The sequence below is a fragment of the Acidovorax sp. T1 genome, assembly GCF_002176815.1.
Classification (GTDB): Bacteria; Pseudomonadota; Gammaproteobacteria; order Burkholderiales; family Burkholderiaceae_C; genus Acidovorax.
This window is the reverse complement of record NZ_CP021648.1, coordinates 2,748,152-2,762,597: the sequence shown is the minus strand read 5'-3', so window position 1 is coordinate 2,762,597 and position 14,446 is coordinate 2,748,152. Positions and strand designations below refer to the sequence as shown.

Genomic DNA, 14,446 nt, shown 5'->3' with positions numbered 1-14,446 from the left:
CCAGGTGCAGGCCATGTTCGAGGAAGAGCGCAGCCACCTCAAACCCCTGCCAGTGCTGGGAATGCAGTATTTCGACGAGGCGGTGCGCACCGTCTGCGACGACAGCTGTGTGCGGGTGGATCACAGCAGCTACGCCGCTCGCCCGGCGAACATCGGCTCCAAGGTGTTGGTGCGCATCTACGCCCAGCGCATCGAGATTCGTGACATGCACACCCGTGCCTTGCTGCGCACCCACGCCAAGGCCGAGCGTCCCGGCACGGTGATTCTGCCCATGGAGGAGCGGGTGTTCAATCCGTCTCGCGAGACCCGCCTGATCCTGCGTCAGGCCGGCGAGATTGGTGAGCACGCCAGCCGGCTGTGTGAGCTGCTCTTTGCCATCGAGGGTCGTGTCGGGCAGCGCAAGCTCTGGGGCATTGTGGGACTCATGCGCCGTTACCCGGCGCACTGCATCAATGCCGCCTGCGCCCAGGCCCTGGAGCAAGGGGTCTACAGCTACAAGCGCGTGCTGGCGCTGACCGAAGCCCTCTTTGCCCAGGCGATGGCGGCCATCGAGGCTACCTGCGGCGAAGCACCCGCCGCCGGTGCCCACGCGCTGACGCAGCAGCATGAGCTCATCCGAGACGCTGAGGAGTACAGCGATCTCTTCGCGCTCGCCGCCGCCACGGCAAACACCACCACCACCACCACCACCACCACCACCAACAACCACCAACGCACCGGGAGTTCAGCCATGAACATGATCGAGATCGAACGCGCGCTGCGCGAGCTGCGCCTGTCCGGCATCGCCGAGACCCTGTCCACCCGCGTGATGCAGGCCCAGGCCGCCCAGCAGCCTTTCCTGGAGACCTTCGCCGCCATGCTGCAAGACGAGCTGGACCGCCGGCGCTCTCGCCTGACCGAGCGCCGCTTCAAGCGCTCGGGTCTGGATGAGCGCCCCTCGCTGGCTGACTTCGACTGGCGTTTCAACCCGAAGCTGCCGCGCAGCGCCTGCTTCGAGTTGCACACCCTGAAGTTCATCGGCGAGGGGGCCAACGCGCTGATCATCGGCAAGCCGGGCACCGGCAAGAGCCATGTGGCCAAGGCCGTGGCCTACCAGGCCACGCTGCAGGGCTATGACGTGCGTTACCTGGAAGCCGACACCGAGTTCGCCCGTTACGCGCTGGCCACTACGGCAGAGCGCACCGAGCTGCTCAAGGACTGGGTCGCGCCGGACCTGCTCGTCCTCGATGACCTGTTCCTGGCCAGACGCATCAGCGAGCATGCCGCTGAAGTCCTACAGGCCATCGTGCACCAGCGCTACAAGCTGCGCCGCGCTGTTCTCATCACGTCCAACCGCGTGGTGCAGGACTGGGGCAAATACCTCGGCGACGCCACCATGGCCAGCACCATCCTGGATCGCCTCATGCACCGCTGCGCGATGCTGGAGTTCGAGGGCAAGAGCTACCGCCTCAAGGAGGCCGCTGCACGCATCGCCATCACACCCGAGTCGTCATAATCCGACCGTCCTGCCTGGGGGAATTTGGGGTGGCCAAGGGTGGGGGAATTTGACCTGGCCATCGGGGGCGCAGTTGCGCGGGCAGCCGCTCACCGCAAACTTCACCTTGTGCGGTGCATACATGCGCCACATGGCGCGCTCCAGGTCCTTGCCCATCTGCGTGCTGTCCTGCGTGCCCATCCGGCACCACTCGCTGCCCACGCAGGTCTTCACCGTGCGCAGGGCCTTGGCATAGGCGTGGCCGCTGGGCATGCCGATGTCCTTCCAGACGGCCTGCAGGTCTTCCTTCTTCACGCCCAGCAAATCGATGCGCTGGCCGCCCGTGACCTTGATGGTGGGGATGTTGTACTTGTCCACCGCGTCGGCAATGCGGCGCAGCTCGTTGGCCGTGGTCTCTCCCCCCCACATGCGCGGGATCACGCTGTAGGTACCGTCTTTCTGGATGTTGGCGTGGCTGCGCTCGTTGATGGCGCGGCTTTGTGGGTCGTCCTTGGCGTCCTTGGGCCAGGTGCTGATGAGGTAGTAGTTGACGGCCGGGCGGCAGCTGGCGCAGCCGTTGGGCGTCTTCCATTCGAGAAAGGCGAACACGTCCGCGATGCGCAGCAGCTTGTTGGCGCGGATCGCGTCGCGCACGGCCTGGTGGCCGTGGTCGGTGCAGCCGCACATGGCCTTGGTCTTGGGCGTGGCGCTGTAGTCGCCGCCGGCGGTGAACATGATGATCTGCTCCACCAGGCCCGTGCACGAGCCGCAGCTCGCGCTGGCCTTTGTGTGCTTGCGCACTTCATCCAGCGTGAACAGGCCCTTGTCCTTGATGGCCTTGCAGATGGCGCCCTTGGTCACGCCGTTGCAGCCGCAGACCTCGTCGGTGTCGGCCATGGCGGCGGCCTTGCTCTGGCCCTGGTGGCCGGTGTCGCCCAGGTGCGATTCGCCAAACATCAGCTTGTCGCGGATGTCGGTCACGCTGCGGCCATCGCGCAGCAGCTTGAAGTACCAGCTGCCGTCCACCGTGTCGCCATACAGGCAGGCGCCCACCAGCTTGTCGTCCTTGATGACCAGCTTTTTGTACACGCCGCCAAAGGGGTCGCTCATCACGATCTCTTCGGTGTTCTCGCCGCCCTGGAAGTCGCCCGCGCTGAACAGATCGATGCCCGTCACCTTGAGCTTGGTGGACGTGAGCGAGCCCTGGTAGCGGCCAATGCCGAATTCGGCCAAATGGTTGGCCAGCACCTTGCCTTGCTCAAACAGCGGGGCTACCAGGCCATAGGCAATGCCCCGGTGCGCGGCGCATTCACCTACGGCGTAGATGCGGGCGTCGGTGGTGGTCTGCAGCGTGTCGCTCACCACAATACCTCGGTTGACATGCAGGCGCATCTTCTCGGCCAGAGCGGTGTTGGGGCGGATGCCCACGGCCATCACCACCAGGTCGGCGGGCACCTCGGTGCCGTCCTTGAACTTGACGCTGGCCACGCGGCCCTCGGCGTTGCCCACCAGCTCTTGGGTCTGCGCTTTCATCAAGAACTGCATGCCGCGCTCTTGCAGCGACTTTTGCAGCATCTTGCCGGCCACGTCGTCCAGCTGGCGCTCCATCAGCCAGTCGCCCACATGCACCACGGTCACCTGCATTCCGCGCTTCATGAGGCCGTTGGCGGCCTCCAGGCCCAGCAGGCCGCCGCCGATCACCACAGCATGCTTGTAGGTGGCGGCGGCGTCGATCATGGCCTGGGTGTCGGCGATGTCGCGATAGGCCAGCACGCCCTGCAGGTCTTTGCCGGGGATGGGCAGGATGAAGGGGTTGGAGCCGGTGGCGATGATGAGGCGGTCGTATTCGGCAGTAATGGTTTCGCCTGCTGCATTGGTGGCATGGACGATGCGGCGCACGCGGTCCACGTCGGTCACGGTGAAGCCGGTGTGCAGCGTGATGTGGTGGTCGGCATACCACTGCCAGTCGTTCAGGATGATCTCGTCGATGGTCTGCTCGCCCGCCAGCACGGGCGACAGCAGGATGCGGTTGTAGTTGGGGTGCGGCTCGGCGCCGAATACCGTGATGTCGTACAGGTCGGGCGCAATTTTGAGCAGCTCTTCGAGCGTGCGCACACCGGCCATGCCGTTCCCCACCATCACCAGCCTGGATTTTTTCATCGTGACCCCCGTAGGCGTTTCGGAAAAACAAAAAGGCGTCCGCACGGTGCGCTGGCTTGGTAGCCAACACTCGCAGGGACGCCATCGTCTTCGTCAGCCCAACACGCCATTGCACCGGGCCAACCATGTGGCCTACCTCGGCCACGCCCAGGGTGATGCAAGGCTTGTGCCAGCGATGGTGGAAATGGATGTTTTTGGTGAAATAGGGTTGTAGCGCTTATGTATAAAGCGCTAATAGCTATCAATAATGTAGCTAATGTGAAAAACGGGCATGCATTGCCGGTGCAAGGCCTGCGTGGCGGTTGGGCCAGCTTGGTGCATGTGCACCACGAGGCGCCAGAAACCTTCGCGCACCTGATTCAGGTGCCGGGCACCGGGGCGCTGTCATCCGTGGCGGTGTCGGTCCAGTTGCCTCCCAGCACCTTGTACAGCGTGATGCGGTTGGCCTGCTCGGCCAGCGCCAGTCCAATCAGGGTTTGCTGCGCGGTGTACAGCGAGCGCTGGGCGTCCAGCACGGGCAGGTAGCTGTCGGCGCCCAGGCGGTAGCGTGCTTCGGACAACTGCAGCGCTTTCAGCGTGGCCGCTTGCAGCGATTGCTGGGCCTGCAGGCGCTCGGCCAGCGTGGCGCGGTCGGCCAGGGCATCGGCCACTTCACGGAATGCGGTTTGCACGGCCTTGTCGTATTGGGCCAGGGCGGTGTCGCGCGCGGTTTCGGCGATCTGGAGGTTGGCGCGGTTGCGGCCCGCATCAAAGATGGGCAGGCGGATCTGCGGCGCAAAACTCCAGGTGCCGTTGCCGCCGTCGAACAGGCCCGACAGTGCGTTGCTGGCGGTGCCCGCCGACGCCGTGAGCGTGATGCTGGGGAAGAACGCGGCGCGGGCCGCGCCAATGCTGGCGTACGCGCCGCGCAGCGTGTACTCGGCGGCGCGCACGTCGGGGCGGTTGAGCAGCACCGACGAGGGCAGATCGGCCGGCACCGCCAGCAAAGTGGCGGCGGGCTCCGCGAGGCGGGGGGTGGATGCCGCCGACGTTGTTGCCGGCGCCGGCGTGGCCTGGGCGGGCGACGCCTCTGGCGCCACGGTTGCCGGGTTTGCGCCATCGGGCAGCAGGGCCGCAGGTACCGGCGCGCCGGCCAGCAGGGCCAGCGCATTGCGGTCGCGCGCCACCTGGCTGGTGAAGGTGGCCACATCGGCGCGGGCGGCGTCCACGGTGGTCTGGGTTTGCGCCAGCGTCAGGCCCGAGGCGGCGCCCAGTTCGTAGCTGCGCTCTGTCAGCTCGTACGACTTCTGGCGGCTGCGCAAGGTGTCTTGCGCCAGTTGCAGGCGCCGGCCATCGGCGTCCAGCGTGAGCCAGGCATTGGTCACCTCGGCCACCAGGCTCAGCTGCACGCTGCGGCGGTTTTCGGTGGTGCGCAAAAACTCTTGCAGCGCGGCCTCATTGAGGTTCTTCACCCGGCCAAACAGGTCGATCTCGTAGCTGCTGAACCCGAGCTGCGCGCTGTACTGGCTGCTGGTAGGCGAGCGGCCGCTGGTGGTCAGGTCCGCGGCCGTGCGCGTGCGGGTGCCGGCGCCGGTGGCGCCCACGGCAGGGAAACGGTTGGACTGCTCCACGCCGTATTGCGCGCGGGCCTTCTCGATGGCCAGCACCGCCACGCGCAGGTCGCGGTTGTTCTGCAGCGCCAGCGCCACCAACTCGCGCAGGCGCGGCTCCTGCAGAAATTCCTGCCAGCCCATGGGGCCGGTCTCGGGCGCCAGTGCGGTGCCTTCCGCTCCGTTCGTGGCGGCCAGCGTGGCTGGCACGGGCAGCGTGGGGCGCGCATAGTCTGGTGCCAGGCTGGTGCAGCCCGCCAGTGCCAGCATTGTCAGCAGGGTAGGGGTGCGGCTCATGCGGGGGCTCCGGGTTCGTTGGCAGGCTGCTTGGCCTTGCGGTCGGCAAAATAACCGCGAATCAGGACAAAGAACACCGGTACAAAAAAGATACCCAGCACGGTGGCAGAAATCATGCCGCCCAGCACGGCCGTGCCAATGGCCTGGCGCCCGCCGGCCCCCGCGCCGCTGCCCAGGGCCAGGGGCAGCACGCCAAAACCAAACGCCAGCGAGGTCATCAAGATGGGCCGCAGCCGCAGGCGCACGGACTCCAGCGTGGCGTCGACCACGCTTCTGCCCTGGGCCTGCAGCTGGGTGGCGAACTCGACGATCAAAATGGCGTTCTTGGATGAAAGCCCCACGGTGGTGAGCAGCCCCACCTGAAAGTACACGTCGTTCGACAGTCCCCGAAACCCGATGCCCAGCAGCGCTCCGACAATGCCCAGCGGCACCACCAAAATGACCGAGAACGGCACCGACCAGCTTTCGTACAGCGCCGCCAGGCACAGGAACACGAACAGAATCGACACCGCATACAGCAGCGGCGCCTGCGAGCCCGACAGCCGCTCCTGGAACGAGGCGCCGGTCCACTCGTAGCCAATGCCCGGGGGCATTTCCTTCATGATGTTTTCGACCGCCGCCATGGCTGCGCCCGAACTCACGCCCGCCGCCGCATTGCCCACGAACTCGTAGCTGGGGCTGCCGTTGTAGCGCTGCAGCTGGGGCGAGCCATAGGTCCAGCGGGTGCTCGAAAACGCCGAGAACGGCACCATCTGCCCCTGGTTGTTGCGCACCGTCCAGGGCGCCACGTCCTGCGGCAGCATGCGAAAGGGTGCGTCGCCCTGCATGTAAACCCGCTTGACGCGCCCCTTGTTGAGAAAGTCATTCACATAGGTGCCGCCCAGCGCGCTCGACAGGGTGTTGTTCACGTCCGCCGTGGCCAGGCCCAGGGCGCCGGCCTTGCTGTCGTCAATGTCCACGCCCAGCTGCGCGGTGTCATCGAGGTTGGTGCTGCGCGTGTTGCTCAGTTCGGGGCGCTGGGCTGCCAATTCGAGCACCTTGTCGCGCGCGGCCACCAACGCATCGTGGCCCAGGCCGTTCAAATCCTTGAGTTGGAAGTTGAAGCCCGCATTGGCCCCCAGCCCGCGCACGGCGGGCGGCAGCAGCACGAAAATGCGCGCATCGCGGATGGTGGCCAGGTCCTTGGTGGCCTTGCGGGCGATGGCGTCCGCGCTTTGGTCGGGGCGCGTGCGCTGGCTCCAGTTGGTCAGCCGCACAAAGCCGCGCGCCGAGCTCTGGTCGCCGCTGGAGCCGGTGATCGAGTTGAAGCTGATCACATCGGGCTGGGCGGCAAAGTACTTTTGCACCTGCGCCATCACGGCCTGCAGGCGGGCGTTGGACGAGCCCGGCGGCAAGGTGATCTGCACCGACACCGCGCCCTGGTCTTCATTGGGCAAAAACGAGGTGGGCAGGCGCAGGAACAGCACCGCCATGCCGGCGCAGATCAGCACATACACCAGCATCATGCGTTTGCCCCGGCGCACCACGCCACCCACGCCGCGCTGGTAGCGGTCGGCCGTGCGGTCAAAGCGGTGGTTGAAGCCGACAAAAAAGCGGTCGATCCAGCCTGCAATGCCCTTGCGCGGTGCGCCAAACGGGCTGTGCTGCCCCTTGGCAATGGGTTTGAGCAAGGTGGCGCACAGCGCGGGCGTGAGCGTCAGGGCCACCAGCACCGACAGCACCATGGCCGACACGATGGTGATGGAAAACTGCCGGTAGATGACGCCGGTGGAGCCGCCGAAGAACGCCATCGGGATGAACACCGCCGACAGCGTGAGCGCAATGCCCACCAGGGCCGGCGTGATCTCGGCCATCGATTTGCGCGTGGCCTCCTTGGGCGACAGGCCTTCCTCGCTCATCACGCGCTCGACGTTTTCCACCACCACGATGGCGTCGTCCACCAGCAGGCCAATGGCCAGCACCAGGCCGAACATGGTCAGGGTGTTGATCGAAAAGCCGGCCGCCGACAGCACGCCAAAGGTGCCCAGCAGCACCACGGGCACGGCAATCGCCGGGATCAGCGTGGCGCGGAAGTTCTGCAAAAAGACATACATCACCAGCACCACCAGCAGCATGGCCTCGATCAGGGCCTTGACCACCTCGTCGATGGAGGCGCTGACAAATGGCGTGGTGTCGTAACTGGTAAAGGGCTTGAGCTGGTAGGGGAAGAAGGGCTGCAGCTCGGCGATCTTGGCGTTCACGGCCTCGGCCACGGCCATGGCGTTGGCGCCATCAGCCAGCACCACCCCCATGCCGGCGCCGGGCTGGCCGTTCAGGCGCGAGGTGATGGTGAGGTTTTCTGCACCCAGCTCGATGCGCGCCACGTCTTTCAGGCGCACAGCGGCGCCGTCGGTGGTGGACTTGAGCACGATCTGCTCGAACTCTTCCTTGGTTTGCAGCTTGCTGCGCGCCGTGATGGTGGCGTTGAGTTGCTGCTCGCCCACGGCGGGCAGGGCACCGAGCTGGCCGGCCGACACCTGTGCGTTCTGCGCGTTGATGGCGCTGCCGATGTCGGACGGCATGAGTGCGTATTTTTCGAGCTTGCCCGGGTCGAGCCACACGCGCATGGCGTAGCCGGTGCCCAGCGTGAGCACGTCGCCCACGCCGTCAATGCGGCTGATCACGTCCACCAGGTTGCTGGAAATATAGTCACCAATGTCCACCTGCGACACGCTGGGGTCGGGCGAGGTGAAGGTGATGATCATCAGGTAGTCGTTGCCGCCCTTGGTGACGGTGACCCCCCGGCTTTGCACGGCTGGCGGCAGGCGCGACATGGCCTGCTGCAGCTTGTTTTGCACCTGCACCTGGGCCACGTCGATGTTGGTGCCGGCGTTGAAGGTGAGCGTGGTGCGCGAGCTGCCCGAGGCATCGCTGGTCGAGCCCATGTAGATCAGGTTATCGAGGCCCTTGAGTTGCTGCTCGATCACCTGCGTGACCGACTCTTCCACGGTCTTGGCCGACGCGCCGGTGTACAGGGCGCTGATCGACACCCGCGGCGGCGCGATGTCGGGGTATTGCTCCAGCGGCAATGTCTTGATGGACATGGCGCCGGCCAGCATGATGATGATGGCGATGACCCACGCGAAGATGGGTCGGTTGATGAAGAACTGTGCCATGGCGGGCGGGCCCTTAGCGTGCGGCCGATGCGGCCGTGGCGGGGGCAGGCGCGGGCGCGGGCGCGGGCGTTGGCGTTGGCGTTGGCGTTGCGGTGGCAGCGCTGGTCGCCGCCATCGGCTTGGGTGCCACCTCGGTCGGCTTCACGGCATCGCCGGGCTTGATGCGCTGAAAGCCATCCACCACCACGCGATCGCCGGCCGCCAGCCCGCTGCCCACCAGCCAGCGGTTGCCCACCGCCGCTTCCACCGCAATCTTGCGCCGTTCGATCTTGTTGTCCGCATTGACCAGCAGCACGCTGGCATTGCCCGCCGTGTCGCGGTTCACGCCCTGCTGGGGCACCAGCAGCGCCTGTTCGTTGATGCCGGTTTCGAGCACCGCGCGCACATACATGCCAGGCATGAGCAGACCGTCGGGGTTGGGCACCACGGCGCGCAGCGTCACGGCGCCGGTGCCGGGGTTCACGCTCACGCCGGCAAACTGCAGCTTGCCGGGGTGGGGGTAGCGGCTGCCATCCTCCAGTTGCAGTGTGATGGCCGCCTCGGCCTGGCCGCTTTTTTGGATGCGCCCGCGCGCCAGGTCGCTTTTCAGGCGCAGCACCTCGGTGCTGGACTGGGTGACATCCACATACAGCGGATCGAGCTGCGAAATGGTGGTGAGCGCAGCAGCCTGGTTGGCCGTGACCAGTGCACCCGGCGTGACCGTGGAGGTGGTGGTGCGGCCTGAAATGGGCGCCTTGATGCGCGTGTAGCCCAGGTTGATGCGGGCGTTGTCCAGTGCGGCGCGGGCCACGGCCAGGTCGGAGCGGGCCTGCACCACGGCGGCCTGGCTGTCGTCATACACCTGCCGGCTGATGGCGTCGATTTTGACCAGCTCGGCATTGCGCCGGGCGTTGACCTCGGCCGTGCCCACTCCGGCCTGCGCCTTGGCCACCGAGGCCTCGGCGCTGGCCAGCGCCACCTGAAAGCCCGAGGCATCGAGCTGGTACAGCGCCTGGCCTGCCTTGACCTGCGCGCCTTCGGTGAACAGCCGCTGCTGCACGATGCCGCCCACCTGCGGGCGGATTTCGGCGCTCAGGAAGGCGCTGGTGCGGCCGGGCAACTCGGTGGTGACGGTCTGGCGCTCGGGTTGCAGGGTGACCACGCCCACTTCGGCCGGTCCCTTGGGCGCTGCAGGCGCCGTCTTGTCAGAGCAGGCGCCCACCACCAATGCCAGGCCCGCCAAGGTGGCCACGGCCAGCCGGCGGGAAGAACGGGAAGTGTGCAGGGGCATGGAGCAGGGGGTCAGCGTGGAGGCAGGCAGGTGTTCTGGAAAAAGAGGTGTCATGGGCTCGCGCGGTCCTTGGTTGCGAAACATTCTGACGCAAAAAGTAGGAGGAACTTGGAAGTCTGCGGTGCCTGGGGATATGGCGCGCTCCGGGGCGCCGGCGGTGCTTTAATTCATGCGCTGCGCCCGCCGCCGTTGCTGCGGCCCATCTCCTTTCCAACGTGTCACCTGCCTTGCTCCGTCTCAAACCCGGCATCACGGCCAAGCTGTTTCTGGCCGTGCTGGCCACGGCCGTCTTTGTGGTCATGGCGATGACATTGGCGGCCCAGTGGAGTTTCAGCAGGGGGTTTCTGGGCTACATCAACGAGTTGGCCGGCGAGCGGCTGGAGGCCGCGCGTCCGCGCATCGTCGAGGCTTACCTGGCCCATGGCGCCAGCTGGGACTTCGTGCGCAATGACCGGCCCGGCTGGTTCCGGCTTTTCCGGCCGGCGGTGGGGCCGGACGAACTGCAGCCCAGCCTTGCCAGCCCGGGTGCGCGCCAACCCTCTGACCTGACCGGTGCCCTGTTGCGCGCCACGTTGCTCGATGCCGAAATGCAGTTCGTCGTGGGCCATCCCGATGTGCGGCCCCAGTCGCCGCGCTGGCCGCTGCAGGTAAACGGCACCACGGTCGGCTGGGTGGCCATCGCGCCGTTCGAAACCGTGAGCGCCGCCGGCGACGTGCGTTTCGCGCAAAGCCAGTTCCGCGCCAGCTGGACCATGGGCGCGGTGTCGGTGTTGCTGGCGGCCCTGATCGCCCTGTGGGCCGCGAGCGCATTGCTGCGCCCGGTGCGGCAGGTGGCCGAGGCCACGCACCGGCTGGCGGCTGGCGACTACGCCACGCGCGTGGACATGGCCTCGCACGACGAGGTTGGCCAACTGGCCCGCGACTTCAACCGCCTGGCGGTCGCGCTGGAGCGCAACGAGCAGATGCGGCGCGATTTCATGGCCGACATCTCGCACGAGCTGCGTACGCCGCTCGGGGTGCTCAATGGCGAACTGGAAGCTCTGGAAGACGGGGTGCGCCCGATGACGCGGCAGTCGCTGCATTCGCTGCAGGCCGAAGTGGCTACGCTCAACAAGCTGGTCTGCGACCTGTATGACCTGTCGCTGGCCGACGCTGGCGCCATGACGCACCGGCCCGTGCCGGTGGACCTGGCCGGCGTGTTGCAGGCCAGCCTGGCATCGTTTCGTTCGCGCCTGGCCGAAGCCGGCATTGCGCTGGAGCTGCGGCTCGATGCCCGGGCGCTGGTGGTGGCCGCCGATGCGCGCCGGCTGGGGCAGCTCTTTGGCAACCTGCTCGAAAACGCGGTGCGCTACACCGATGCAGGCGGCACGCTGCGCGTGGCGGCCCGGTGCGAAGGCAGCGCCGTTGTGGTGGAGTTCTGCGACTCGGCCCCTGGCGTTGCGCCCGAGCACCTGCCGCGCCTTTTTGACCGCTTTTACCGCGTCGAGGCCTCGCGCAACCGCGCCAGCGGCGGGGCGGGCCTGGGCCTGGCCATTAGCCGCCGCATTGTTGAGGCGCACCATGGCGAGATCAGCGCCCACGCCTCGGTGCTGGGCGGGCTGTGCATCGCCATGCGGTTTGCGCTGCTGGCAGCGGATGCCTCGCAGCAAGGTGGCCCCGCGTGAATGCGTCCCTTGCCAGCGGCCTGCCATAGCCCGCCCATATCCCCGCCCATATCCTGGTGGTGGAAGACGAGCCCAAGATGGCGGCGCTGCTCATGGACTATCTGCACGCCGCCGGGCACCGGGCCGACTGGCTGGCCGATGGCCGCGAGGTCGCTGCGTTTGTGCAGGCCCGCCACCCCGATCTGGTGCTGCTGGACGTGATGCTGCCGGGGCGCGACGGCCTGCAGGTGTGCCGCGATCTGCGCGGCTTCAGCGATGTGCCCATCATCATGCTCACGGCCCGCGCCGACGAGGCCGATCGCCTGGCCGGTCTCGAGGGTGGCGCGGACGACTACATCTGCAAAACCCCCTTCAGCCCCCGCGAGATCGTGGCCCGGGTCAAGGCCATCCTGCGGCGCAGCCGGCGTGCGCAGGCCGACGTGGCGTCCGACGAGAAGGGGGCGGTATCCACGCTGCACATCGACGCGGCGGCCTATCGGGCCAGTTTTCATGGGGTGGCGCTGGAGCTGACGCCGGTCGAGTTCCGGCTGCTGCGGTCGCTGGCGGCCGTGCCGGGGCAGGTGCTGTCGCGCGAGGTGCTGCTCAACAAGCTGCACGATGACCGCCGCGCCGTCACCGACCGCGCCGTGGACGCCCACATCAAGAACCTGCGCCGCAAGCTGGAGCAGGCGGCGCCGGGCTGCGAGCCCATCCGGGCCGTCTATGGCGTGGGCTTTCGGCTGGAACTGTAGCGGCCGCGCTGCAGGACCATGCCGGCCGGGGTGCCAAAATTCAAGTAAAAAATGGCTCTAGCGCTTATGGATAAAGCGCTAGAAGCTATCTAATTGATAGTGGTTTCCGGCCGCGTCGGCATCAGACTGGCTTGTTCGATGCGCTGGTGTCGTCCTCGTTGCGAAAGCGCTGGAACAGCGTGGCCACCAGCGGCCCCGAGATGTTGTGCCACACGCTGAATATCGCGCTGGGCACGGCCGCCAGGGGCGAGAAATGGGCGGTGGCCAGCGCCACGCCCAGGCCCGAGTTCTGCATGCCCACCTCGATTGACAAGGCCTTGCGCTTGGATACCTCCATGCCCGTCAGCTTGCCCAGCCAGTAGCCCAGCAACAGGCCCAGGCCGTTGTGCAGCACCACCACGGCAAAGATCATCAGGCCGCTGGTGGCGATGCGGGCCTGGTTGCCCGCCACCACCGCCGCCACAATGGCCACGATGGCGGCCACCGACACCAGCGGCAGCACCGCAACGGCCGCCTTGACCTTGTCGCGCAGCAGCGACTGCGCCACCACGCCCAGGGCAATCGGCACCACCACCACCTGCACGATGGACCAGAACATGGCCGAGGCACTCACCTCCAGCCACTGGCTGGCCAGCAGGTAGATGAGCGCGGGCGTCACCACCGGCGCCAGCAGCGTGGTCACCGAGGTGATGGCCACCGACAGCGCCACGTCGCCGCGGGCCAGAAAAGTCATCACATTCGACGCCGTGCCGCCGGGGCAGCAGCCCACCAGAATGACGCCCACGGCCACTTCGGGCGGCAGGTTCAGCACCTTGGAAAGCCCCCACGCCAGGCCCGGCATGATGATGAACTGGCCCAGCACGCCGATGGCCACATCCAGGGGGCGCCTGGCGACTTCCTTGAAATCGTCCTTCGAGAGCGTCAGCCCCATGCCGAACATGACGATGCCCAGCAGCGTCACGACGTAGGGGCCGAGCCATTTGAACTGGGCCGGTGCATAAAACGCCAGCACGGCGAACACAAGTACCCAAAGGGCAAACGTTTTGCCAACAAACTGGCTGAGGCGGGCAATGGCCTGCATGGTGCATATCCTTGTAAGGCGCGGCGGTCGCGGCAACGCGGGTGCTGGCGTGCAGCACGCGGGCAGCGCAACGGCTGCGAAAGCTCGAATGGGTGGAGGCCTGTGAACGCCGCGCGGTACGCGGCGATGGACATGCACAGTGCGCAGGTGTGGCGCGCACAGCGTGCAACTGCCTGCAACAACCGGGTGGGTTGTTGCAGCGGCTCTAGGGTTAACCCTGATTTTAGAGGGTGTTTAATCCCTTGTCCTGGGCTCGGTTGTTGGCCGGACAAGGAGGCGCAGCGGTGTTCGATGTCACTTATTGCGCCTACCATGTCTGCCGGGCCCGGTGGCCCGTGCATTTTTTGAAAGGATGCCTGTCATGAACTCCCCCGCTTCCCTTGTTGACGAATTGATGGCCCAGCTTCAGGGCGCCCCGCTGCAGCAGATGGCCCAGCAACTGGGCACCAGCCCGGAGCAAACCGAGGGCGCCGTGAGCGCGGCCCTGCCGCTGCTGCTGGGCACGCTGGGGCGCAATGCGGCCCAGCCCCAGGGCGCGATGGACCTGTTTGGCGCCTTGCAGCGCGACCACAGCGGCAGCCCCGATCTGGGCGGGTTGCTGGGTTCGCTGCTAGGTGGTGGTGGCAGTGCGGGCGGCGGCGCGCCTGACGGCGCGGCCATTCTGGGCCACATTTTTGGCGGCAACCAGCAGCGTGCCGAGGCCGGCTTGGGCCAGGCCACGGGGCTGGGTGCCAATGCCGGGCAGTTGCTGCAGATGCTGGCACCCATCGTGATGTCGTTTCTGGCGCAGCGCATGGGCTCTGGCGGCATGGACGCCGGCGGCCTGGGCCAGGTGCTGGGCCAGGAGCAGGCGCGGGTGCAGCAGCAGGGCGGCCTGGGCGGTGGTTTGCTGGGCGGCCTGCTCGACCAGGATGGTGACGGCCAGGTGGGGCTGGGCGACCTGCTCAAGATGGGCGGCAGCCTGCTGGGTGGACGGCGCTGAAGCGTCGTTGATTGCTCTGTTTTTGATAGCTTTTGGCGCTTTG

General features: G+C 66.8%; 10 protein-coding genes. 5 read left to right on the top strand and 5 right to left on the bottom strand.

The features are described from left to right. Positions 1 to 730: 730 nt before the first annotated feature. Positions 731 to 1,495, top strand: coding sequence for an IS21-like element helper ATPase IstB (gene istB, locus CCX87_RS13030; RefSeq protein ID WP_056269326.1), 765 nt, complete (start codon positions 731 to 733; stop codon positions 1,493 to 1,495). On the opposite strand, the gene nirB is transcribed toward istB, so the two are convergent. Continuing rightward, entirely contained in the window at positions 1,490 to 3,634 is a 2,145-nt protein-coding gene (gene nirB / locus CCX87_RS13025) for a nitrite reductase large subunit NirB (protein ID WP_232476395.1), read from the bottom strand. The two genes, istB and nirB, sit on opposite strands and share 6 nt — an antisense overlap. Here nirB and CCX87_RS20905 point away from each other — a divergent pair. After that, on the top strand, positions 3,597 to 3,848 hold the full coding sequence (locus tag CCX87_RS20905) for a hypothetical protein (RefSeq protein WP_143218454.1): 252 nt from the start codon (positions 3,597 to 3,599) through the stop codon (positions 3,846 to 3,848). The genes nirB and CCX87_RS20905 overlap by 38 nt on opposite strands. A 145-nt stretch (positions 3,849 to 3,993) precedes the next feature. Here the strand turns inward: CCX87_RS20905 and CCX87_RS13020 are convergent, their stop codons facing one another. The 3 genes from CCX87_RS13020 to CCX87_RS13010 are packed head-to-tail and all read right to left on the bottom strand — an operon-like array spanning position 3,994 to position 9,999. Then, a complete protein-coding gene (locus CCX87_RS13020) occupies positions 3,994 to 5,520 on the bottom strand; it encodes an efflux transporter outer membrane subunit (protein WP_087746842.1) in 1,527 nt (508 codons plus the stop codon). Beyond that, positions 5,517 to 8,675 carry an efflux RND transporter permease subunit gene (locus CCX87_RS13015; RefSeq protein WP_087746840.1) on the bottom strand — a complete coding sequence of 1,053 codons (3,159 nt, stop codon included), beginning with the start codon at positions 8,673 to 8,675 and terminating at the stop codon, positions 5,517 to 5,519. Before CCX87_RS13015 ends, CCX87_RS13020 begins: the two co-directional genes overlap by 4 nt. Positions 8,676 to 8,688: 13 nt before the next feature. Then, positions 8,689 to 9,999 carry an efflux RND transporter periplasmic adaptor subunit gene (locus CCX87_RS13010; RefSeq protein WP_369825318.1) on the bottom strand — a complete coding sequence of 437 codons (1,311 nt, stop codon included), beginning with the start codon at positions 9,997 to 9,999 and terminating at the stop codon, positions 8,689 to 8,691. A 173-nt stretch (positions 10,000 to 10,172) separates the two neighbouring features. Here CCX87_RS13010 and baeS point away from each other — a divergent pair, with 173 nt between their 5' ends. Both baeS and CCX87_RS13000 read left to right on the top strand, forming a co-directional pair. After that, positions 10,173 to 11,609, top strand: a complete 1,437-nt coding sequence (gene baeS, locus CCX87_RS13005; protein WP_087746838.1) for a sensor histidine kinase efflux regulator BaeS — start codon at positions 10,173 to 10,175, stop codon at positions 11,607 to 11,609. A gap of 50 nt (positions 11,610 to 11,659) precedes the next feature. Beyond that, entirely contained in the window at positions 11,660 to 12,340 is a 681-nt protein-coding gene (locus tag CCX87_RS13000) for a response regulator (RefSeq protein WP_255378702.1), read from the top strand. A 121-nt stretch (positions 12,341 to 12,461) separates the two neighbouring features. On the opposite strand, the gene CCX87_RS12995 is transcribed toward CCX87_RS13000, so the two are convergent. Continuing rightward, positions 12,462 to 13,421 carry a bile acid:sodium symporter family protein gene (locus CCX87_RS12995; RefSeq protein WP_087746836.1) on the bottom strand — a complete coding sequence of 320 codons (960 nt, stop codon included), beginning with the start codon at positions 13,419 to 13,421 and terminating at the stop codon, positions 12,462 to 12,464. Positions 13,422 to 13,782: 361 nt separating this feature from the next. Here CCX87_RS12995 and CCX87_RS12990 point away from each other — a divergent pair, with 361 nt between their 5' ends. Next, the gene (locus CCX87_RS12990; protein ID WP_087746834.1) at positions 13,783 to 14,403 is read left to right on the top strand and encodes a DUF937 domain-containing protein; all 621 of its coding nucleotides are present in this window, start codon (positions 13,783 to 13,785) and stop codon (positions 14,401 to 14,403) included. Positions 14,404 to 14,446: the final 43 nt, after the last annotated feature.

Coding starts and splice junctions, on each gene's coding strand:
- CCX87_RS12990 (WP_087746834.1), top strand. CDS start 13,783: ATGAACTCCCCCGCTTCCCTTGTTGACGAATTGATGGCCCAGCTTCAG.
- istB (WP_056269326.1), top strand. CDS start 731: ATGAACATGATCGAGATCGAACGCGCGCTGCGCGAGCTGCGCCTGTCC.
- CCX87_RS12995 (WP_087746836.1), bottom strand. CDS start 13,421: ATGCAGGCCATTGCCCGCCTCAGCCAGTTTGTTGGCAAAACGTTTGCC.
- CCX87_RS13015 (WP_087746840.1), bottom strand. CDS start 8,675: ATGGCACAGTTCTTCATCAACCGACCCATCTTCGCGTGGGTCATCGCC.
- CCX87_RS20905 (WP_143218454.1), top strand. CDS start 3,597: ATGCCGTTCCCCACCATCACCAGCCTGGATTTTTTCATCGTGACCCCC.
- CCX87_RS13020 (WP_087746842.1), bottom strand. CDS start 5,520: ATGAGCCGCACCCCTACCCTGCTGACAATGCTGGCACTGGCGGGCTGC.
- CCX87_RS13010 (WP_369825318.1), bottom strand. CDS start 9,999: ATGACACCTCTTTTTCCAGAACACCTGCCTGCCTCCACGCTGACCCCC.
- nirB (WP_232476395.1), bottom strand. CDS start 3,634: ATGAAAAAATCCAGGCTGGTGATGGTGGGGAACGGCATGGCCGGTGTG.